Origin of the sequence: Kaistella palustris DSM 21579 (assembly GCF_000422265.1) — a bacterium.
Lineage (GTDB): Bacteria > Bacteroidota > Bacteroidia > Flavobacteriales > Weeksellaceae > Kaistella > Kaistella palustris.
Map to the genome: position 1 here is coordinate 111806 of NZ_AULL01000016.1, position 20744 is coordinate 132549.

Below are 20744 nucleotides of genomic sequence, written 5' to 3' on the forward strand. Positions count from 1 at the left end.
CAATAGTAATGTCTGTTAGAAAATTAAAACCTATCACCCCGGGACAGAGATTCAGAGTTGTAAACAACTTTGAGGAAATTACTACCAACAAACCGGAGAAGTCTCTAACCGTTGGTATTAAAAAGTCAGGTGGTCGTAACAATACTGGTAAAATGACCATGCGTTACACCGGAGGTGGACACAAACAAAAATACAGAATTATCGACTTCAAAAGAAACAAATTCGATGTTGAAGGTACGGTAAAAACTGTAGAGTATGATCCGAACAGAACTGCATTTATCGCTTTGGTAGAATATACCGACGGAGAGAAAAGATACATCATCGCTCCAAACGGAATCAAAGTAGATCAAACAGTGATCGCTGCAGAAACTGCAGAACCAAACATCGGGAACGCGATGAAACTGAAGAACATTCCTTTGGGAACTGTAATTTCCTGTATCGAATTGCGACCTGGTCAGGGAGCAATCATGGCAAGAAGTGCAGGTTCATCAGCACAGTTAACTTCCAGAGACAAAAAGTATGTGATCATAAAATTGCCTTCCGGAGAATCAAGAATGGTTCTTTCAGAATGTATGGCTATGATCGGATCAGTATCCAACTCAGATCACCAGCTTACCGTTTCCGGTAAAGCAGGTAGAAGCAGATGGTTGGGTAGAAGACCAAGAACAAGACCAGTAGTAATGAACCCTGTGGATCACCCGATGGGTGGTGGTGAAGGTAAATCTGCCGGTGGTCACCCACGTTCTAGAAACGGTCAACCTGCAAAAGGTTTCAAAACCAGAAAGAAAAATAAAGCGTCTAACCGTCATATCATATCTAAACGTAAATAATTATGGCAAGATCACTTAAAAAAGGACCTTTCATTGCTCACACTTTAGATAAGAAGGTTCAGGCAAATATTGAGTCAAACAAAAAGACAGTAATTAAAACTTGGTCCAGAGCATCAATGATCTCTCCGGACTTCGTAGGACAGACCATCGCAGTACACAACGGGAAATCATTTATCCCTGTGTATGTAACTGAAAACATGGTAGGTCACAAGTTAGGCGAATTTTCTCCGACGCGATCTTTCAGAGGTCACAGCGGTAACAAAAATAAAGGCGGTAGATAATCATGGGATCAAGAAAAAGAGAAAGTGCCTTGGCACGTAAAATAGCAAACCAGGATGTGGCAAAATCATTACACAATGACTGCCCGACTTCTCCACGAAAAATGAGATTGGTCGCAGACATCATCAGAGGAGTACAAGTAGACAAAGCTTTATCTATCCTAAAATACAGCAAAAAAGGAGCTTCTGAAAAGTTGGAAAAAGTCCTTCTTTCGGCAATGGCCAACTGGCAGACGAAAAATGAAGGTGCAGACATCGAAGAAGCTAACTTAATCGTAAAAGAAGTTTTTGTAGACAGTGCAAGAATGTTAAAGAGACTGAGACCGGCTCCCCAGGGACGTGGCCACAGAATCAGAAAACGTTCCAACCACATCACATTAATTTTGGGTAATAAAGAAACTAAATAATCAAGGTATGGGACAGAAAACAAATCCAATTGGTAACAGATTAGGAATCATCAGAGGATGGGATTCTAACTGGTATGGCGGGAAAAACTACGGCGACAGAATCGCTGAAGATTTCAAAATCCGACGATACCTTGAAGCAAGATTATCCAAAGGAGGAATCTCCAGAATCTATATCGAGAGAACTCTGAAATTAGTTACAATTACCATCACCACTGCAAGACCGGGTTTAATCATCGGTAAAGGCGGTCAGGAAGTTGACAAACTGAAAGAAGAGCTTAAAAAACTGACGGATAAAGACATCCAGATCAATATCTTCGAGATCAAAAGACCGGAACTTGATGCAGTATTAGTTGCAGACAGTATCGCTAAGCAGATCGAAAACCGTATCTCCTACAGAAGAGCTGTGAAAATGGCGATCCAAAGTACCATGAGAATGGGTGCTGAAGGAATCAAGGTTCAGATCTCCGGACGTTTAAACGGGGCTGAGATGGCAAGAAGTGAAAACTTTAAAGACGGACGTATTCCGTTGTCAACCTTTAGAGCAGATATCGATTACCATATCGGTGAAGCACTTACCCAATACGGTAAATTAGGCGTAAAAGTTTGGATCATGAAAGGTGAAGTCTATGGAAAAAGAGACCTTAGCCCGCTAGTAGGACAACAGAAAAAAGGCCCTGCAGGAAGAGGCGATCGCAACGATCGTAATGACCGCAGAGACAGAGACGACCGTAGACCAAGAGACCGAAAATAATTAATGAAATTTTAGAGGCTATTTTTTAAATGACCGTTACTTTTTTAAAATCTAAAATCTAAAATCTAAAATTCCTAGAAATTATGTTACAACCAAAAAGAACCAAATTCCGGAAAGTTCACAAGATGAAAATGAAGGGGATTGCCCAGAGAGGGAATCAACTTGCGTACGGAACTTTCGGGATCAAAGCAAATGAAGGTGCTTGGATTACTGCAAGACAAATAGAAGCGGCGCGTATTGCTGCAACTAGATATATGAAAAGAGAAGGTCAGTTATGGATCAAGATTTTCCCGGATAAGCCGATTACCAAGAAACCAGCCGAAGTACGTATGGGTAAAGGTAAAGGTGCTGTGGAATATTGGGTATCTGTAGTGAAACCTGGTAAAATAATGTTCGAAGTTGGAGGTGTTCCTTATGATGTGGCAAAAGAAGCTTTGCGTCTTGCTGCTCAGAAACTTCCTGTAACTACAAAATTTGTAGTGGCTAACGATTTTGTTCAACCTCAATAATCTGAATTATTATGAAAAAAGCGGATATCAAAAATCTAAGCGCAGGAGACATTCAAAACAAACTGACCGAAGTGAGAGCAGATTTCAATAAAATGAAAATGGCTCATAAGATCAGCCCAATTGAAAATCCTATTCAAATCAGAGACATGAGAAAAACAATCGCACGTCTGGAAACTGAATTAACACTAAAACAACAATAAGAATTTCATTTTATCATGGATAGAAATTTAAGAAAAGAAAGAATCGGAATTGTTTCCAGCAATAAAATGGAAAAGACCATTGTTGTAAGTGAAACCACGAGAGTAAAACACCCGATGTACGGTAAATTCGTTCTGAAAACGAAAAAATATACCGCTCACGACGAGAACAACGAGTGTACTGAAGGCGATACTGTATTGATTACAGAAACAAGACCTTTAAGTAAAAGTAAGAGATGGAGATTAGTACGAATCATTGAAAAAGCTAAGTAATGTTACAAACCGAATCAAGATTAAAAGTTGCTGATAACACAGGTGCCAAAGAAGTACTTGTAATCAGAGTTCTGGGAGGAACCAGAAGAAGATATGCTTCAGTTGGTGATAAGATCGTAGTGACTATCAAAGATTCATCACCACAGGGAACTGCCAAGAAAGGTACTGTTTCCAAAGCCGTAGTCGTAAGAACTAAAAAAGCTGTTCGTAGAAAAGATGGTTCATACATCAAGTTCGATGACAACGCATGTGTTCTGTTAAACGCTACCGGTGAAATGAGAGGAACACGTGTCTTCGGACCCGTGGCCCGTGAACTGAGAGACAAAGAATATATGAAGGTTATTTCATTAGCTCCTGAAGTACTTTAATTTTAAAATTTACAGAAAAATGTCAAAGTTAAAAATCAAAAAAGGAGATAACGTCATCATCACTACCGGAAGAAAAGAAATCAAAGGTAAAAAAGGTGAGGTGATCGAAGTGATCAGGAAAGAAGGCAAAGATGCACGCGTGATCGTGGCAGGTCTGAATATTGTTAAAAAACATACCAAACCATCTGCAGCGAATCCACAGGGCGGAATTGTAGAAAAAGAAGCATCGGTTCATATTTCCAATGTTATGCTTATCGATAAAAACGGTAAACCAACAAAAACGGGAGTTAAAGTAGACGGTGATAAAAAACTGAGAGTTGCTAAATCAACCGGTGAAACTTTATAATTAAAAAGACGATGGAATATATAGTAAGACCAAAACAACAATATAAAGATAAAATTGTTCCTGCAATGATGGAAGAATTTGGGTACAAATCTGTTATGCAGGTACCTAAATTGGAGAAAATCGTTGTATCGCAAGGTTTGGGTGCAGCAACTGCCGATAAGAAAATCGTAGATTACGCAATTGAAGAACTTACAGCGATCACCGGTCAGAAAGCCGTGGGAACCATCTCCAAAAAAGATGAAGCTGCCTTTAAATTAAGGAAAGGTATGCCTGTAGGCGCAAGAGTTACGCTAAGATCCAATCAAATGTATGAGTTCTTAGACAGACTTACTTCTTCTGCTTTACCACGTATCCGTGATTTCAACGGTATTAAAGCTGATGGTTTTGATGGTCGTGGGAACTACAACCTTGGTATTACCGAGCAGATTATCTTCCCGGAAATCGCAATCGACAAAGTAAAAAAAATCCAGGGGATGGACATTACTTTCGTAACTTCTGCGAAAACCGATAAAGAAGCTAAATCACTATTAACACACTTCGGTTTACCTTTCAAAAAGAACTAAAAGATGGCTAAAGAATCAATGAAAGCGCGTGAGCGCAAAAGAGAAGCTACAGTAGCAAAATACGCAGAGAAAAGAAAAGCTCTGAAAGAAGCCGGAGATTACGAAGGTTTACAAAAGCTGCCAAAAGATGCTTCACCAGTAAGATTGCACAACCGTTGCAAATTAACAGGAAGACCAAGAGGTTACATGAGAACATTCGGTCTATCCAGAGTAACTTTCAGAGAAATGGCCAACAAAGGTCTGATCCCGGGAGTGAAAAAAGCAAGTTGGTAATAATTTAGAACAATCGAGATGCGCAAGTTGATCTTCTAGATTATAGACGGACAGACGGATAGATAAAAGATTTCAAAGTCTATCATCTATTATCTGCAAATCTATTATCTAATTGTCAAAACTGCTCATCACAAACCAATAATTTAAAATAGAAAAATGGTAACAGATCCAATTTCAGATTTCCTAACCAGAGTAAGGAACGCACAAAGCGCAGGCCACAAAGTGGTGGATATTCCTGCATCGAAAATCAAAAAGGAGATTACAAAAATTTTGTTTGATCAGGGTTATATTTTGAACTACAAGTTCGAGGATAACGCCGTTCAGGGAAATATCAAAATCGCTTTAAAGTACGACAAGCAAACCAACAGACCTGCGATCAAGAGCATTCAAAGAGCTTCAAGACCAGGTTTAAGACAATACAAAGGATCAGCAGAGCTGCCAAGAGTATTAAACGGTTTGGGAGTGGCAATTATCTCAACTTCACGCGGAGTGATGACAGATAAGAAAGCACGTCAGGAAAAAGTGGGTGGAGAAGTAATCTGCTACGTATATTAATTTTTTAATTGAAGGAAAATGTCAAGAATTGGTAAAGCAATTATAGAAATTCCCGCTAATGTTACCGTTACAGAAAAAGACGGTCTTGTGACTGTAAAAGGCCCGAAAGGTGAACTTACACAGCAGTTTAGCGATGGGATTACGCTAAAACAAGAAGACGGAATTCTAACCCTAGACCGCCCGTCCGAATCTAAACAGCACAAAGCATTACACGGTCTTTATAGAGCGTTAATCAACAATATGGTTCAGGGTACATCTGAAGGATGGACTAAAAAACTTGAACTTGTAGGAGTAGGATACAGAGCCTCTAATCAGGGTAACCGATTAGATCTATCTTTGGGATTCTCTCACGGAATCGTTTTGGATATGCCGAAAGAAATTACGGTAGAAACACTTTCTGAAAAAGGTAAAAACCCGATCATTACGCTCACTTCTTACGATAAGCAATTATTGGGAATGGTAGCCGCAAAGATCAGATCTTTCAGAAAACCGGAACCTTACAAAGGAAAAGGTGTAAGATTCGTTGGAGAAATTGTAAGACGTAAAGCTGGTAAATCTGCTTAATTTTAAAACTTAAGAAAATGGCACTAAGCAAAGTAGAAAAAAGAAATAGAATTAAAAGAAGAGTTCGTGGGAAAATCTCCGGCTCTGCTGAATTACCAAGATTATCAGTTTACAAAAGCAACAAAGAAATTTACGCTCAGTTGATCGACGATAAGGACGGTAAAACTTTAGCTTCAGCTTCATCCAGAACACTGAAGGCTACAGGAAACAAAACAGAGATTTCTGCAGAAGTTGGAAAGGCAATCGCTGAAAAAGCCAAAGCTGCAGGAATTGAAAATGTAGTGTTCGACAGAAACGGATTTGTGTATCACGGCAGAGTGAAAGCTTTGGCAGACGGCGCAAGAGAAGGCGGACTAAAATTCTAATCAATAAATTTCGGAAATATGTTAGGACTAGATAATATAGAAAAAATAAAACCGGGAGGATTAGAACTTAAAGATCGTCTCGTTTCAGTAAACAGAGTTACCAAAGTAACCAAGGGGGGTAGAGCTTTCGGATTTTCTGCAATCGTGGTTGTAGGAGACGAAGCCGGGATCGTAGGTTACGGTTTGGGTAAATCCAAAGAAGTTGCTTCAGCTATTGCAAAAGCAGTAGAAGATGCGAAGAAAAACTTAGTGAAGATTCCTGTTGTGAACCACACTATTCCTCACCAGACTTCAGCAAGATACGGTGGTGCAGATATCTTCTTAAGACCTGCAACTCACGGTACCGGTGTAATCGCTGGTGGTACAGTTCGTATGGTAGTGGAGGCTGCCGGTATTAAAGATATCCTTTCAAAATCAAAAGGATCTTCTAACCCACATAATGTTGTGAAAGCTACTTTCAAAGCCTTATTGGATATCAGAAGACCCGAAGAGATCGCAAAACTGAGAGGTATTTCATTAGATAAAGTGTTTAACGGTTAATTTTAAAACAATGGCTAAAATTCAGGTAAAACAAGTAAAAAGCGCTATTGGTAGAACAAAAACCCAAAAAAGAACGCTTGAAGCATTAGGATTAAAAAAACTTCACCAAGTTGTGGAACATGACGATACTCCTTCTATCTTAGGAATGGTGTCGGCGGTTAGTCACCTCGTAGAAGTTCAAAAATAATTTTAAAATAGAAGTTAGACGTTAGAGATCAGATTCTGGCATTTCATATACTGAATCTGATTTTTAATCTAACATCTGACATCTAACATCTAAAATCTAAAAAACAATGAATTTAAATAATATAAAACCGGCAGCAGGTTCTACCCACAACTCAAAAAGACTTGGTAGAGGACAGGGAAGCGGAAAAGGCGGTACTTCAGCAAAAGGACACAAAGGTCAGAAAGCGAGAGCGGGATATTCCCGTAAGATCGGTTTCGAAGGTGGTCAGATGCCTTTGCAGAGAAGATTGCCGAAATTCGGTTTCACCAACGTGAACAGAAAGGAATACAGAGGAATCAATATCGATACTTTGCAGATCCTTGCTGATACTAAAAACCTTACCGAGATCAATCACGATGTACTGGTAGAAAACGGCTTGGCAAAAAGAAGCGAGATCGTAAAAATTATGGGGAGAGGCGAGTTGAAAACAGGAGTTTCAGTTTCTGCACACAAATTCACTAAATCTGCTGAAGAAGCAATTGCGAAAGCAGGCGGAAAAGCAATTACTCTATAATTACGACAATGAAGGAATTTATACAAACACTAAAAAACATTTGGAGTCTTAAGGAACTTAGGGAAAAAATTATGTTTACCCTGGGGATCATCCTCGTGTATAGATTCGCATCTTATATTTCCCTACCCGCCATCAATATGGCAGAAGTAGGGAATCTTTTGGACATTTACAAAGACCAGGGAGGAAACAAGCAGGGAGCAGGACTCCTGGGCTTGCTTTCTTCGTTTACAGGCGGTGCGTTCAGCAGAGCTTCCATTATGGCGCTGGGGATCATGCCCTATATTTCTGCTTCCATTATTGTACAGCTGATGGGTATGGCAATTCCATATCTTCAGAAGCTGCAGAAAGATGGCGAAAGTGGCAGAAACACTTTGAACCAAATTACAAGATGGCTGACAATTGCCGTGTGTCTCGTACAGGCACCTTCATACCTTACTTCGATCACACAGATGTTTCTGCCGCATGCGCAGTTTGCTTCGGCGTACTACGTGCACCCGCAGTCCGTTATGTTCTGGTTGCCAAGTATCGTAATTTTGGTTGCAGGTTCTGTATTCGCAATGTGGCTGGGTGAAAAGATCACCGACAAAGGAATCGGTAACGGTATTTCTATCCTTATTATGGTGGGGATCCTTGCAGATTTCCCAGGTGCATTTATTCAGGAGGTGGCTACACAGACCGGAAAAGGTGGATTCGGAGCAATCATGATTCTGATCGAAGTCCTGTTCTGGATGGTAGTTGTACTTTTGGCGATCGTGTTATCAGTAGCCGTACGCAAAATTCCAATTCAGTATGTCAGCCGCGCGCAGGCAAGAGGCGGATCCAACAGAAATTTAATGCAGGGCGCAAGACAGTGGATTCCTCTGAAAGTTAATGCTTCCGGAGTTATGCCCATCATCTTTGCTCAGGCATTAATGTTTGTTCCCGGACTTTTGACCAAGGTTGATGAGTCCAATACTTTCCTGGCAGGATTCAAAAATGTATTCAGCTGGCAGTACAATGTGCTGTTCGCTATATTGATTATCATCTTCTCATTCTTTTATACTGCGATTACAATTCCGGTAAACCAGATGGCCGATGACTTAAAGCGGAACGGCGGTTTGATTCCAAAAGTAAGACCGGGCAAGGAAACCTCAGATTATCTGGATGATATCCTCTCAAAAATAACTTTGCCGGGTTCAATGTTTTTAGCTATCTTTGCAATCCTTCCGGCACTAGTGCACGGAGTGTTTGTTCAGACGGATCGTTTTGCCTTATTTTTCGGGGGCACATCGCTTTTGATTATGGTGGGTGTGATTCTCGATACGGTGCAGCAGATCAATACTTATTTATTGAATCACCATTATGATGGGCTGATGCAGTCAAAATTATCCAGAACATCGAACAACCAGTAATTTAAATGGCAAAACAAAAACATATAGAACAGGACGGCGTTATTACAGAAGCACTTTCTAACGCGCAGTTCCGTGTTGAACTGGAAAATGGGCATATCCTTATCGCTCATATTTCGGGGAAAATGAGAATGCATTACATTAAACTTTTACCTGGCGATAAGGTAAAGCTGGAATTATCTCCTTATGACTTGTCAAAAGGGAGAATCACCTTTAGATACTAATTTCAGGGAAATCTGAAGATTATTATATAAGAAAACAAAATGAAATCGAAGGATTCCATTTGTCATTTAAATATTTAAACGAAAGGGAATGTGATCACAGGATCCATTTAACCGTCGGAAAATTAAACAACAAAAAATGAAAGTTAGAGCATCTATCAAAAAAAGAAGTGCTGATTGCAAAATTGTTCGCAGAAAAGGCGTTCTCTTTGTGATCAACAAAAAGAACCCAAAATTTAAACAAAGACAAGGCTAAAATTAAATTATGGCGAGAATTTCCGGTATTGATTTACCAAAGAACAAAAGAGGCGTTATCGGCTTAACCTATATTTTCGGAATCGGGAGAAGTACTTCTTCTGAAATCCTAAAAGCTGCCGGTATCAGCGAAGACAAGAAAGTCAACGAATGGAATGACGATGAATTGGCACTGATCAGAAACTACATCACCGATAACATTAAAGTAGAGGGTGAACTAAGATCTGAAACTTCCACAAACATCAAGCGATTGATGGATATTGGATGCCAACGAGGAATACGTCACAGACTGGGATTACCTTTAAGAGGCCAAAGAACAAAAAACAATTCTAGAACCCGAAAAGGAAAACGAAAAACTGTTGCTAACAAGAAAAAAGCAAGTAAATAATCGGTAAAGAATTATGGCAAAACAGACTAAAGCAGTTAAAAAAAGAAAAGTAAAAGTTGAGGCGATTGGTGAAGCACACATTCAGGCAACATTCAACAACATTATTATTTCTTTAACTAATAAAAGCGGAGAGGTGATCTCCTGGGCATCTGCCGGAAAGATGGGATTCAGAGGTTCTAAAAAGAATACTCCTTTTGCAGCGCAAATGGCTGCAGAAAATTGCTCTACAGTAGCGCACGACGCTGGACTACGCAGAGTAAAGGTTTACGTGAAAGGTCCTGGTGCAGGTAGAGAATCTGCCATCAGAACTATTCACAATTCAGGTATCGAAGTTAGTGAAATCGTTGACGTGACTCCAATGCCACACAACGGATGTAGACCACCAAAAAGAAGAAGAGTATAATCTACAATTTTATATTTTGAATTTTAAATTTTGAATGTATTCATTTTTAAATCTAAAATCTAAAATCTAGAATCTAAAATCTTAAAAAAAATATGGCAAGATATATTGGACCAAAAACTAAGATTGCAAGAAAATTTGGAGCTGCAATCTACGGAGACGATAAAAACTTCGAGAAAAGAAAAAATCAACCACCAGGACAACATGGTGTAAACAAGAGAAGAGGCTCAAAGAAATCTGAGTATGCTGTCCAGCTGATGGAAAAGCAGAAAGCAAAATACACTTACGGTATTTTGGAGAGACAATTTGCGAACCTTTACGAAAAAGCCAACCGAGCAAAAGGCGTTACCGGTGAAGTTCTTCTTCAATTGTGCGAATCCCGACTGGATAATGTAGTGTACAGACTTGGTTTTGCAAAAACCAGAGCAGGTGCAAGACAACTCGTTTCCCACAGACACATTACTGTAAATGGTGCTTTGGTAAACATCGCTTCTTATTCCCTGAAACCAGGCGACGTGGTAGCTATCAGAGAGAAATCAAAATCTTTGGAAGTTATTGCTGACTCTTTGGCTTACAGAGGAAACTATGAGTGGCTACAGTTCAACGACGAAACCAAATCAGGTACTTTCGTATCTGCTCCAGAGCGAATCCAAATTCCGGAAGATCTGAAGGAACAGCTGATCGTGGAACTTTACTCTAAATAATAATTTTTTCAAATTTTTGCTCAACCCAAATTATATGGCAATTTTAACATTTATTAAACCCGATAAAGTAATCCTCCTTAATTCCGATGATTTCAAAGGCCAATTTGAATTCAGACCGCTGGAACCAGGTTTTGGATTAACGATCGGTAATGCTTTGAGAAGAGTTTTACTTTCTTCTCTGGAAGGATATGCTATTTCATCTATCAAATTAGAAGGCGTAGAGCACGAATTTTCAACAATTCCCGGTGTAATTGAAGACGTTACGGAAATTATTCTTAACCTGAAGCAATTAAGACTGAAAGCAAAGACCGATGGTGCTGCACCTGAAACAGTTTCTGCTAAAGTCTCCGGACAAACTACTGTAACAGCTGCAGATCTTGGGAAATCTATGCAGGGATTCGATATTCTGAACCCTGACCTGGTGATCTGTAATCTGAATAAAGAAGTGAAATTTGAAATCACTTTTACAATTGAGAAAGGACGAGGTTATGTGCCTTCAGACCAGAATAAATCCGGCAACGCTCCCGTAGGAACAATTGCAATTGATTCAATCTTTACCCCGATCAAAAAAGTACAGTACAGCATTGAAAATTATCGTGTCGAGCAAAAAACAGACTACGAAAAACTCATTCTGGATATTGAAACTGATGGTTCCATCAGTCCTCAGAACGCTTTAACTGAAGCTTCGAAGATATTAATCTATCATTTCATGTTGTTCTCCGACGAGAGAATTACTCTTGAAACTGAAGCCGTGAAAGCCTCCATTCAGTATGATGAAGAAACTTTACACACAAGACAGCTCCTTAAATCTAAATTAACGGATATGGATCTGTCGGTACGGGCACTTAACTGCCTGAAAGCTGCCGAAGTGGAAACTTTGGGAGAACTGGTTTCTTACACGAAGTCTGATTTGATGAAATTCCGAAATTTCGGTAAAAAATCTTTAACAGAATTAGAAGAATTAGTGCATGCAAAAGGTCTTAACTTCGGTTTCGACGTTGCTAAATATAAATTAGACGCTGACAAATAAAAAACAATGAGACACGGTAAAAAATTCAATCACTTAGGAAGAACTGCTTCACACAGAAGCGCCCTACTTTCTAATATGGCTTGTTCTCTTATTGAGCATAAAAGAATCAACACAACTGTTGCCAAAGCAAAAGCTTTGCGCGTGTATGTTGAACCTATATTGACGAAATCCAAAGAAGATACAACGCACAACAGAAGAACAGTTTTCTCTTACCTGCAAAGCAAAGAGGCAGTTACTGAACTATTCAGAACAGTTGCTCCGAAAATCGCAGAAAGAAATGGTGGTTACACAAGAATCATCAAAACTGGATTCAGACAGGGCGATGCTGCCGACATGGCAATGATCGAACTTGTAGATTTCAATGAGCTTTACAACCCGAACGCTGAAGAGAAAAAAGTAACTAGAAGAAGCAGAAGAGCAGGTGCTCCGAAAGCAGAAGCAGCAGTTGCCGACGTAAAAGAAGCTCCAAAAGCGGAAGCTGCAACTGAAGAACCTACAGCAGAAGCTGCAGATACAACAGTAGAAAAAACTGAAGAATAAATATTCTTAAAGTTATATTTTTAAAATCCGTCCCGTTTTTTTAACCGGACGGATTTTTATTTTATATAAAGTTGTTAGGTCTTTGCAAATAATGTCGGCCGGTTTCATGCAGAAATCTAAACTTAAATGGCTTACTGCGTACGTGCTTTCTTTAAACCGATTACATTATTTCCCTGGGTGATCGTTACGCTGTCATTCTTCGCCACAATCTCGTAATCATGATCTGTATACACGCCTTCTTCCGTACCTTTCTGTTGAGCGTTGATCGTCATTTTATCCCGGCTTATACTTATTGATTTCTCAGAACCTGTATTTTTAAAGGTTACCAATGCTGAAGAACCGTCTTCAGCCACATACCTGTCTGTATATTCTGCGGGCGAACCTTGCGCTGTGCCCGTCTGTGCGCTGTCGGTTGGGATTATACCTGTATTTCCGTCCGTGCTTTTGTTACAGTTTGTAAATGTTAACAGCGCAACCGCACCCGCTACATAAATTAGATTTTTCATTTTTCTGTTTTTTTTGATAGATTCAAAGTTACGCCTACTTTTTGAAATGAAATATCAAATCATTATTAACTAAATTTTAACTGAAACCTTATTAAAATCATCCCTTGCAGACCACGCAGTCATCATATTTTCACTAAATTTGTACTACACTATTATAATATAAAAATCTACATAATGAGTTACATTTCTTACATTGAAGCAAGACAGATTTTAGATTCCCGGGGTAATCCCACGATCGAAGTCGATGTGTTTACCGAGAGCGGATCTATGGGTCGCGCTGCCGTACCTTCCGGTGCGTCAACAGGTGAGCACGAAGCCGTGGAACTGCGCGATGGCGCCAAAGAATACGGTGGCAAGGGAGTTCTGAAAGCCGTGGAAAATGTAAGAGAAGTAATTGCGCCCGAACTGATAGGAATGCCTGTTAATGATCAGAATTTTATTGATCAGATCATGATCGAACTCGACGGGACTAAAAATAAGGGAAATCTGGGCGCAAACGCGATTCTGGGAGTTTCCTTAGCCGCCGCAAAAGCCGCTGCCACAGATCTCAAAATGCCACTGTACAAATATGTTGGTGGTGTAAACGCAAATACACTTCCTGTACCGATGATGAATGTCATCAATGGCGGTTCCCATTCCGACGCACCGATTGCCTTCCAGGAATTTATGATTATGCCGGTTAAGGCAGAATCTTTTTCAGATTCATTAAGAAAAGGAACTGAAATTTTCCACAGCCTTAAATCTATCTTACATGACAGAGGTCTTTCTACAGCCGTGGGCGATGAAGGAGGTTTTGCGCCGAAATTCAAAGGAACCGAAGATGCGCTGGATACCTTAACGCAGGCCGTAGAAAAAGCAGGATACAAACCCGGTGACGATATTATGTTTGCGCTTGATTGTGCAGCTTCAGAATTCTATAAAGATGGTACTTACGACTATACCAAGTTTGAAACGGCGGATTCTGCAAAATTCAACAGAAGTGAGCAGGTAAATTATCTGGCAGAACTGGCTTCAAAATATCCAATTATTTCTATTGAAGATGGTATGCATGAAGATGACTGGGAAGGCTGGAAAATGCTTACTGACAAAATTGGTGACAGAGTGCAACTTGTTGGTGATGATCTTTTTGTAACTAATGTTGAGCGGCTGTCTCGTGGAATTAAAGAGGGAATCGCAAATTCTATCCTGGTCAAAGTGAACCAGATCGGTACACTGTCAGAAACCATGGCAGCTGTACAAATGGCACAACACAACCGTTACACCTCCGTAATGTCGCACCGCTCCGGTGAAACCGAAGATTCGACCATCGCAGATTTGGCGGTAGCTATGAACTGCGGACAGATCAAAACAGGTTCCGCTTCCCGCTCAGACAGAATGGCGAAATATAACCAACTGCTCCGCATTGAGGAAGCGCTTGGTGAAACCGCTGTTTTCCCCGGCCTGGATGCCTTCAAAATAAAACGCTCATAGATAAAATGAATTGTAAACGCCAAAATTGATTTGCGGCGTTCTCGCAATATGTATAAATTAGTAAAAAAATAAATTATAATGTCAGATAACAAAGTAATATTGAACTATGATGGGAATGCATACGAATACCCAATCGTAGACAGCACCATCGGCGATCGCGGGATCGATATTTCAAAATTAAGAGACCAGACTGGTTTAATCACTTTAGACTTAGGATATAAAAATACGGGCGCCACGATCAGTGAGATCACTTATCTGGACGGTGACAACGGCGAACTTTACTATCGCGGTTACCCTATTGAGCAGATCGCAGAAAAATCGAATTTTACAGAGGTCATGTACCTGCTTTTAAACGGAAGTCTGCCTACAACCGAGCAGTTTGCAGGTTTTGAAAAAGGGATTAAAAAATATAATTTCGTAGCCGATGAAATGAAACGTCTGATCGATGTATTTCCCCGCTCTGCGCACCCAATGGGAGTTTTATCCTCATTAACCTCCGCCCTTACAGCCTTTAATCCAAAAGCAGTGGACGTAAATTCCAAAGAAGATATGGATCATGCAGCGGAAATGCTTATTGCTAAATTCTCTCACCTTTGTGCCTGGACTTACCGGAAGAAAATGGGCTTGCCAATAAACCATGGCGATGACAGCTTAAATTACGTAGAGAATTTCTACAAAATGTGCTTCCGTCGTCCTAACCAGGAATTTCATTTAGATTCTACAGTGGTAAATGCACTTGAGAAATTATTGATCCTGCACGCAGATCACGAGCAGAACTGTTCCACATCAACAGTTAGAATGGTCGGTTCCGCGCATACAGGTTTGTTCGCTTCAGTTTCTGCAGGGATTTCTGCGCTTTGGGGACCACTTCACGGTGGCGCAAACCAGGCAGTGATCGAGATGCTGGAAATGATTGAGAATGATGGCGGCGATGTGGCAAAATATGTGGAAAAAGCCAAAAATAAAGAAGATAACTTCCGCTTGATGGGCTTCGGACACAGGGTTTACAAAAACTTCGACCCAAGAGCAACCATCATTAAAAAAGCTGCAGATGACATCTTAAATTCCCTGGGAATCGAAGATAAAGCTTTGGATATTGCGCGTCAGTTAGAAAGAGTAGCATTGGAAGATGACTATTTCGTGAGCAGAAAACTATATCCAAACGTAGATTTCTACTCAGGAATCATCTACAGAGCATTAGGAATCCCAACAGAAATGTTTACCGTAATGTTCGCCTTAGGACGCTTACCAGGCTGGATTTCTCAGTGGAAAGAAATGCGTTTGCACAACGATCCGATCGGTCGTCCTCGACAGGTTTATCAGGGTTCAGCAAAACGCGATTACGTGGACATCAGTGCCAGATAAATTAAGTTTCAAATAGTAATTTCCCTTTCAGATTTTTTTTGGAAGGGATTTTTTTTATCTGGTTTAAGGAAAATCGAAAATTATAAATTGAGTATATTTAGACGTTAAGAATGCGGGATTTATTTCGGCATTCGGAGTTCAAAATAAATTTAATAGCGTACTATGATTTTTGAAAATTGGAGTGATAAGACATATCTTTTACTGTTGTTTATTGTGGGTGTGGTGCTTTTTTATTTGAATTTTCAACATCGCGAATACGGTTGGGATATGCCCGGTTATATCGGCAGCTATTATCTTGTTGATCCTCCTGACAACAGTTTGGGAATCCGCGAAAACGTATATTCTGCAATTCGCGCCGAAGCTCCTGAATTTCAATATAGTAAAATGGTTGGCTTTGGACAGGCAGAAAACTGGAATGATTTTATCTCGAAAATCGATGACGCTTTTAATCTTCAGATTCCATATTATTCAATCAAAGTTTTCTACGTCTTTTTGATTTTCTGCTTTCACAAAATTGGATTTTCGCTGCCGGTTGCTTCTTTTTTGCCTAACATTATTTCGTTTTTCATATTCGGTTTTCTGCTTTTTTTTATTTTTAAAGAGATCCTGAAAGACAGAAAATTATTAGCTTTCCTGCTGACGCTCATACTCTTGCTTATTCCGCCATTTAGATATTTAGCTACAATTCCTTCTCCCGATATGCTCACCCTTTTATTCCTGACGTGGTTTGCGTACAGCGTGGTCAACAGGCAGGAGTTGTACATTCAGTTTATGATTTTGATGCTCTTAATTTTTTCACGGCCAGATTTTATTATTTTCGGGATAAGTTACCTGGCCATCTTTTTCCTCCATGGTTTATACAAACGCAGAAACTTTGGTTACATGCCGGTTTTGCTTGCCTTGGTCATGGCTGCCACTTACTTTTTAATACTGAAGGTTAACAGTTATCCCGGCTGGAAAGACGTTTTTTACGATACTTTCATTCACCGGCGAAAATATATTTCAGGAGACGCGCAGTTTTCTTTTAAAGAATATGTGCGCATATTGGCTGATCACCTTATAAATTTTAAAAAGGTTTTCTTAATAATGCTGGGACTGATCACCGTGGTTTTTTATTTCAGCAAAGACTTGTGGCTCCGAAGTTTAGCGGTTCTGCTCGTAATCAATATTTATATAAAGTTCGCATTTTTTCCTGCACCGGGTGAGTACCGCTTCTTTATAGGATTTCTCCTGCTCCTGTTCTTCGCGGCGCTTTATGCTGCGCGGGATAAAATTTGTAATTTAACACTGAAAAAAATAGCGGATTAATGTTGAGCAATATTCAGAAGAGAAAATGGATCGTTTTAGGATTCGCAGTGTGGTCTGTTTTAAATTTAGTCGCCTATCAACTTCTTACAAATAGCCCTGATTATCAGCATTTGATTGAGCATGCGAACAATGATGCGCTGCGGAAATCCCTTGCGCAAAAGCAGGTTTTCAGTGATGTTTTTCCTGCGGTTGTTCTTACCATTGATATTGTCGGTATTTTATTCCTGTTATTTCTCTTTCTTAAATTTATTTTTAAATCTTTAAAAAATTCCACACCAAAATAATGAAACTAAAAAATTACATCAGCGGACAATGGATCGAAGGATCAGGAAATGAAGTTCCACTTTATAACGCGGTCAACGGCAATTTAGTCGCGATTTCAGATACAGGCGGAATTAATTTCGAACAAGCTTTAGATTATGGAAGAACCGTAGGTTACAAAAATTTGTCCTCCATGACTTTCTATGATCGTGGCGAAATGTTGAAGAAAGTAGCGTTGTATTTATTAGAAAGAAAGAAAAAATATTACGATTTATCCTATAAAACCGGTGCAACTCATTCCGATTCTTGGGTCGATATCGAAGGAGGTTTCGGCACATTTTTCACCTATTCGGGACTTGCAAAAAGAATGTTGCCCAATACGCCATTTTGGGTTGATGGTGATACGCAAAAAATTTCAGCTAACGGAACTTTTCTCGGAACGCATATTTTAACGCCCAGCGAAGGAGTTTCCGTACAAATTAATGCTTACAATTTCCCGGTTTGGGGAATGCTGGAAAAATTATCGACTTCACTTTTGGCCGGAGTTCCGAGTATTGTAAAACCTGCAACGCCAGGATCTTATTTGACAAACACCGTTTTCCAGGATATGATAGAAAGCGGAATTCTTCCGGAAGGAGCAATCCAATTGGTTTGCGGAGAGCCGGGAAATATTCTGGATTATGTTCAGGATGGCGATTCTGTACTTTTTACAGGTTCTGCTTCAACAGGAAAAAAATTAAAATCTTTACCTTCGATTTCCAGTAATTCGGTTCGTTTTAATATGGAAGCGGATTCTTTAAACTGCTCAATTCTCGGCCTCGATGCAAAAACAGGAACACCGGAATTTGATCTTTTCATCAAAGAAGTTCGTACCGAAATGACAACCAAAGCCGGACAAAAATGTACCGCAATCCGAAGAATTATTGTTCCCGAAAATTTAATTGGTGATGTTCAGAACGCTTTAAGTAAAGCCTTAGATCAAACCAAAATTGGAAATCCTTTAAGCAGGGAAACAAGAATGGGTTCTATTGTTGGCAAAAATGAAATGGCAGTTCTTCAGGAAAAAATAAATTTGCTGAAAGCGGAAACAGAATTAATCTACGATGGTCAACAGGAATTAGTAGATGCCGATTACGAAACTGGAGCCTTTATGACTCCAAAAGTCTTTTACAACGATAAACCTTTCGAAAAAAATATTTCGCACGATGTAGAAGCATTCGGACCCGTTTCAACTTTGATGCCTTACAAAGATGCAGAAGAAGCAGCCGCTTTAGCAAAACGTGGAAAAGGAAGTTTGGTAGGTTCAATTATTTCTCGTGATGAAAAATTCGTTGCAGAAACCTCTTGGAAAATGGCATCTTCTCACGGAAGAATCTTCGTCTTAAACAGAGATAATGCCAAAGAATCAACGGGTCACGGTTCACCTTTACCAACCTTAATGCACGGTGGACCCGGAAGAGCAGGAGGTGGTGAAGAAATGGGTGGTTTGAATGGACTACATTTCTTTTTGCAAAAAACAGCGATTCAAGGTTCACCAGATATTTTAACTGCGATTACTAAAGTTTATCAGCAAGGAGCAACGCAACATTTTTCAGATAAACATCCATTTAGAAAATATTTCGAAGAAGTAGAAATTGGCGATTCATTAGAAACTGCCGGAAGAACAGTGACAGAAGCAGATATCGTTAACTTCGGAAATGTTTCTTGGGATCATTTCTACGCTCACACCGATTCAACTTCATTAAACGGAACAATCTTCGATCAAACAGTTGCTCATGGATATTTTATTCTATCTGCCGCTGCAGGATTATTTGTTTCTGGCAAAAAAGGTCCGGTTATCGCGAATTATGGTTTAGAAAATGCGAGTTTCTTTAAACCTGTTTATGCGGGAGATACGATTACGGTTTATTTAACAGCAAAAGAAAGAATCAACAAAGGCGTAAAAGGAAGAAATGTTCCAAGTGGCGTTGTAAAATGGTTGGTAGAAGTGGTTAATCAACGTGAAGAAACAGTTTGTGTTGCCACGATTTTAACTTTAGTAGCAAAAAAATCTCCTTTTATTAAAATCGATTACAAAGATTTTGCAAAAAGATTAAATAATTTAACGGAGAAATCGGTGCCGAATTGGGGACAAATGAATGCTCAACAAATGTTGGAACATTTAGAAACCACCATGAAATACAGCACTGGTGAATTAGAAACTTCAGAATGTAAAACGCCGGAAGAACATCTGGAAAAATATCAGGATTCTCTTTATAACTTCAGAAAAATGCCGAAAGATTTTCCAGCACCTTTCTTAGAAGATGGAAAATTACCGGAATTGAAATATAAAAATTTGGATGAAGCCAAAACACATTTCATTGAATCGGTGAAGAATTATCAGATTTATTACCGCGAAAATCCAGAAGCAGAACACTTACATTTTGTTTTCGGAAAATTAAATAAAGAGATGATGGAATTGTTTCACCAAAAACATGTGACACATCATTTTGAGCAATTTGGTTTAACGGATTAATTTTTAGCTGAAATGAAAACATTGACTTCTGCGTTTTTTGTTCTCTTATTTACTTTGCAAATTTCTGCGCAGAAGGTTTTTTCTGTTGATTATCAAAGTCAGGCAGATTTGAAAGTTTTTGTGGTAAAATATGAAAATCAGGCAGATTTGAAAGTTTATAAAGTCGATTACCAAAGTCAAGCAGACGGAAATGATGGGAAATGGTTTTTTGTAAAATACCCTAGTCAGGCAGATAAGAATATTTATTTCGTCGATTACGAAAGCCAAGCCGATTTAAAAATATTTTTTGTGAAATATCAAAGTCAGGCTGGTTGGAGTAAAAATGAAAAGAAGCAGTTGATGTATTAAAAATCTTTGCAAATCTGTGAAATCTGTGTGCTATAAAACCGCACAGATTTACAGAATAAGCGTTCAAGATCCGAATATAAAAATGTAGAATTATGACTGAAAATGAAATTACCTTTTTGATAAGAAAAGCAATTTTTGAAGTTTATAATACGCTTGGTCCAGGATTGCTAGAAAGTGTTTATGAAAAAGCACTTGCACTACAACTTGAAAATCAAGGTTTAAGAGTGGAAGTTCAAGTTCCAATTTCAGTTATTTATAAAGAAATTGATTTAGGTTTGGGATTTCGTGCAGATATTTTAGTTGGAGAAAAGATCATTATTGAAATTAAATCGGTCGTAGAATTAGCGCCAATTCATCATAAACAATTACTGAACTACTTGAAACTAACAAATTGTCATTTAGGTATTCTTGTTAATTTCAACACGTATAATCTAAATAGCGACATAGTTAGAATTATAAACGGATATGTTTAAATAAAATCTGTGC

At 39.2% G+C, this 20744-nt stretch carries 33 protein-coding genes; 32 read left to right on the forward strand and 1 reads right to left on the reverse strand.

Going from position 1 to position 20744, the window contains the following annotated elements; all coding sequences use genetic code 11:
* The first annotated feature begins 8 nt into the window (after nucleotides 1-8).
* The 25 genes from rplB to rplQ all read left to right on the forward strand — a co-directional run bounded on the left by rplB (nucleotide 9) and on the right by rplQ (nucleotide 12485).
* Nucleotides 9-830: a 50S ribosomal protein L2 gene (gene rplB / locus H562_RS0105715; RefSeq protein WP_027376621.1), complete on the forward strand. Its 822-nt coding sequence runs from the start codon at nucleotides 9-11 to the stop codon at nucleotides 828-830.
* Between the two features lie 2 nt (nucleotides 831-832).
* Nucleotides 833-1111: a 30S ribosomal protein S19 gene (rpsS, locus tag H562_RS0105720; RefSeq protein ID WP_027376622.1), complete on the forward strand. Its 279-nt coding sequence runs from the start codon at nucleotides 833-835 to the stop codon at nucleotides 1109-1111.
* Between the two features lie 2 nt (nucleotides 1112-1113).
* A complete protein-coding gene (gene rplV, locus H562_RS0105725) occupies nucleotides 1114-1515 on the forward strand; it encodes a 50S ribosomal protein L22 (protein WP_027376623.1) in 402 nt (133 codons plus the stop codon).
* Nucleotides 1516-1522: 7 nt separating this feature from the next.
* Complete coding sequence (rpsC, locus tag H562_RS0105730; protein ID WP_027376624.1) at nucleotides 1523-2266, forward strand: 30S ribosomal protein S3; 744 nt, start codon at nucleotides 1523-1525, stop codon at nucleotides 2264-2266.
* Nucleotides 2267-2349: 83 nt separating this feature from the next.
* The gene (gene rplP / locus H562_RS0105735) at nucleotides 2350-2775 is read left to right on the forward strand and encodes a 50S ribosomal protein L16 (protein ID WP_027376625.1); all 426 of its coding nucleotides are present in this window, start codon (nucleotides 2350-2352) and stop codon (nucleotides 2773-2775) included.
* 11 nt (nucleotides 2776-2786) lie between these two features.
* Complete coding sequence (gene rpmC / locus H562_RS0105740) at nucleotides 2787-2975, forward strand: 50S ribosomal protein L29 (RefSeq protein WP_027376626.1); 189 nt, start codon at nucleotides 2787-2789, stop codon at nucleotides 2973-2975.
* 12 nt (nucleotides 2976-2987) lie between these two features.
* Complete coding sequence (gene rpsQ / locus H562_RS0105745) at nucleotides 2988-3245, forward strand: 30S ribosomal protein S17 (protein ID WP_088263399.1); 258 nt, start codon at nucleotides 2988-2990, stop codon at nucleotides 3243-3245.
* Complete coding sequence (rplN, locus tag H562_RS0105750) at nucleotides 3245-3613, forward strand: 50S ribosomal protein L14 (protein ID WP_027376627.1); 369 nt, start codon at nucleotides 3245-3247, stop codon at nucleotides 3611-3613. Before rpsQ ends, rplN begins: the two co-directional genes overlap by 1 nt.
* Nucleotides 3614-3632: 19 nt before the next feature.
* Nucleotides 3633-3959: a 50S ribosomal protein L24 gene (gene rplX / locus H562_RS0105755; protein ID WP_027376628.1), complete on the forward strand. Its 327-nt coding sequence runs from the start codon at nucleotides 3633-3635 to the stop codon at nucleotides 3957-3959.
* Between the two features lie 11 nt (nucleotides 3960-3970).
* The gene (gene rplE / locus H562_RS0105760; protein ID WP_027376629.1) at nucleotides 3971-4522 is read left to right on the forward strand and encodes a 50S ribosomal protein L5; all 552 of its coding nucleotides are present in this window, start codon (nucleotides 3971-3973) and stop codon (nucleotides 4520-4522) included.
* Between the two features lie 3 nt (nucleotides 4523-4525).
* Nucleotides 4526-4795, forward strand: a complete 270-nt coding sequence (gene rpsN / locus H562_RS0105765) for a 30S ribosomal protein S14 (RefSeq protein ID WP_027376630.1) — start codon at nucleotides 4526-4528, stop codon at nucleotides 4793-4795.
* A gap of 156 nt (nucleotides 4796-4951) precedes the next feature.
* The gene (rpsH, locus tag H562_RS0105770) at nucleotides 4952-5350 is read left to right on the forward strand and encodes a 30S ribosomal protein S8 (RefSeq protein WP_027376631.1); all 399 of its coding nucleotides are present in this window, start codon (nucleotides 4952-4954) and stop codon (nucleotides 5348-5350) included.
* Between the two features lie 18 nt (nucleotides 5351-5368).
* On the forward strand, nucleotides 5369-5914 hold the full coding sequence (rplF, locus tag H562_RS0105775) for a 50S ribosomal protein L6 (protein ID WP_027376632.1): 546 nt from the start codon (nucleotides 5369-5371) through the stop codon (nucleotides 5912-5914).
* Between the two features lie 17 nt (nucleotides 5915-5931).
* Entirely contained in the window at nucleotides 5932-6279 is a 348-nt protein-coding gene (rplR, locus tag H562_RS0105780) for a 50S ribosomal protein L18 (protein WP_027376633.1), read from the forward strand.
* Between the two features lie 18 nt (nucleotides 6280-6297).
* Nucleotides 6298-6819, forward strand: coding sequence for a 30S ribosomal protein S5 (gene rpsE / locus H562_RS0105785; RefSeq protein ID WP_027376634.1), 522 nt, complete (start codon nucleotides 6298-6300; stop codon nucleotides 6817-6819).
* Nucleotides 6820-6829: 10 nt separating this feature from the next.
* Nucleotides 6830-7006: a 50S ribosomal protein L30 gene (gene rpmD, locus H562_RS0105790; protein WP_015806729.1), complete on the forward strand. Its 177-nt coding sequence runs from the start codon at nucleotides 6830-6832 to the stop codon at nucleotides 7004-7006.
* A gap of 106 nt (nucleotides 7007-7112) precedes the next feature.
* On the forward strand, nucleotides 7113-7559 hold the full coding sequence (gene rplO / locus H562_RS0105795) for a 50S ribosomal protein L15 (RefSeq protein WP_027376635.1): 447 nt from the start codon (nucleotides 7113-7115) through the stop codon (nucleotides 7557-7559).
* Between the two features lie 8 nt (nucleotides 7560-7567).
* Complete coding sequence (gene secY / locus H562_RS0105800; RefSeq protein ID WP_027376636.1) at nucleotides 7568-8950, forward strand: preprotein translocase subunit SecY; 1383 nt, start codon at nucleotides 7568-7570, stop codon at nucleotides 8948-8950.
* 5 nt (nucleotides 8951-8955) lie between these two features.
* On the forward strand, nucleotides 8956-9171 hold the full coding sequence (infA, locus tag H562_RS0105805; RefSeq protein ID WP_015806726.1) for a translation initiation factor IF-1: 216 nt from the start codon (nucleotides 8956-8958) through the stop codon (nucleotides 9169-9171).
* A 136-nt stretch (nucleotides 9172-9307) separates the two neighbouring features.
* Complete coding sequence (gene rpmJ / locus H562_RS15525) at nucleotides 9308-9424, forward strand: 50S ribosomal protein L36 (protein ID WP_007839480.1); 117 nt, start codon at nucleotides 9308-9310, stop codon at nucleotides 9422-9424.
* 9 nt (nucleotides 9425-9433) lie between these two features.
* Entirely contained in the window at nucleotides 9434-9811 is a 378-nt protein-coding gene (rpsM, locus tag H562_RS0105810) for a 30S ribosomal protein S13 (RefSeq protein ID WP_027376637.1), read from the forward strand.
* A 13-nt stretch (nucleotides 9812-9824) separates the two neighbouring features.
* Nucleotides 9825-10214, forward strand: coding sequence for a 30S ribosomal protein S11 (gene rpsK / locus H562_RS0105815; RefSeq protein WP_027376638.1), 390 nt, complete (start codon nucleotides 9825-9827; stop codon nucleotides 10212-10214).
* 92 nt (nucleotides 10215-10306) lie between these two features.
* Complete coding sequence (gene rpsD, locus H562_RS0105820) at nucleotides 10307-10915, forward strand: 30S ribosomal protein S4 (RefSeq protein WP_027376639.1); 609 nt, start codon at nucleotides 10307-10309, stop codon at nucleotides 10913-10915.
* A gap of 34 nt (nucleotides 10916-10949) precedes the next feature.
* Nucleotides 10950-11945, forward strand: a complete 996-nt coding sequence (locus H562_RS0105825) for a DNA-directed RNA polymerase subunit alpha (RefSeq protein WP_027376640.1) — start codon at nucleotides 10950-10952, stop codon at nucleotides 11943-11945.
* A gap of 6 nt (nucleotides 11946-11951) precedes the next feature.
* Nucleotides 11952-12485 carry a 50S ribosomal protein L17 gene (gene rplQ, locus H562_RS0105830; protein WP_027376641.1) on the forward strand — a complete coding sequence of 178 codons (534 nt, stop codon included), beginning with the start codon at nucleotides 11952-11954 and terminating at the stop codon, nucleotides 12483-12485.
* Nucleotides 12486-12616: 131 nt separating this feature from the next.
* Here rplQ and H562_RS0105835 read toward each other — a convergent pair whose 3' ends face one another.
* Entirely contained in the window at nucleotides 12617-12991 is a 375-nt protein-coding gene (locus tag H562_RS0105835) for a hypothetical protein (protein WP_027376642.1), read from the reverse strand.
* A 174-nt stretch (nucleotides 12992-13165) separates the two neighbouring features.
* Between H562_RS0105835 and eno the strand changes: the two genes are divergently transcribed.
* The 7 genes from eno to H562_RS0105870 all read left to right on the forward strand — a co-directional run bounded on the left by eno (nucleotide 13166) and on the right by H562_RS0105870 (nucleotide 20731).
* Nucleotides 13166-14461 (forward strand): phosphopyruvate hydratase, encoded by a 1296-nt coding sequence (eno, locus tag H562_RS0105840; RefSeq protein ID WP_027376643.1) that lies wholly within the window; start codon nucleotides 13166-13168, stop codon nucleotides 14459-14461.
* A gap of 78 nt (nucleotides 14462-14539) precedes the next feature.
* A complete protein-coding gene (locus H562_RS0105845) occupies nucleotides 14540-15826 on the forward strand; it encodes a citrate synthase (protein WP_027376644.1) in 1287 nt (428 codons plus the stop codon).
* Between the two features lie 162 nt (nucleotides 15827-15988).
* Complete coding sequence (locus H562_RS0105850; protein WP_027376645.1) at nucleotides 15989-17134, forward strand: hypothetical protein; 1146 nt, start codon at nucleotides 15989-15991, stop codon at nucleotides 17132-17134.
* Nucleotides 17134-17418: a hypothetical protein gene (locus tag H562_RS0105855; protein WP_027376646.1), complete on the forward strand. Its 285-nt coding sequence runs from the start codon at nucleotides 17134-17136 to the stop codon at nucleotides 17416-17418. Before H562_RS0105850 ends, H562_RS0105855 begins: the two co-directional genes overlap by 1 nt.
* On the forward strand, nucleotides 17415-19910 hold the full coding sequence (gene paaZ, locus H562_RS0105860; RefSeq protein WP_027376647.1) for a phenylacetic acid degradation bifunctional protein PaaZ: 2496 nt from the start codon (nucleotides 17415-17417) through the stop codon (nucleotides 19908-19910). Before H562_RS0105855 ends, paaZ begins: the two co-directional genes overlap by 4 nt.
* Nucleotides 19911-19922: 12 nt before the next feature.
* Nucleotides 19923-20258: a DUF6150 family protein gene (locus H562_RS0105865; protein ID WP_027376648.1), complete on the forward strand. Its 336-nt coding sequence runs from the start codon at nucleotides 19923-19925 to the stop codon at nucleotides 20256-20258.
* Nucleotides 20259-20350: 92 nt separating this feature from the next.
* Nucleotides 20351-20731 carry a GxxExxY protein gene (locus tag H562_RS0105870; RefSeq protein WP_027376649.1) on the forward strand — a complete coding sequence of 127 codons (381 nt, stop codon included), beginning with the start codon at nucleotides 20351-20353 and terminating at the stop codon, nucleotides 20729-20731.
* Nucleotides 20732-20744 lie beyond the last annotated feature (13 nt).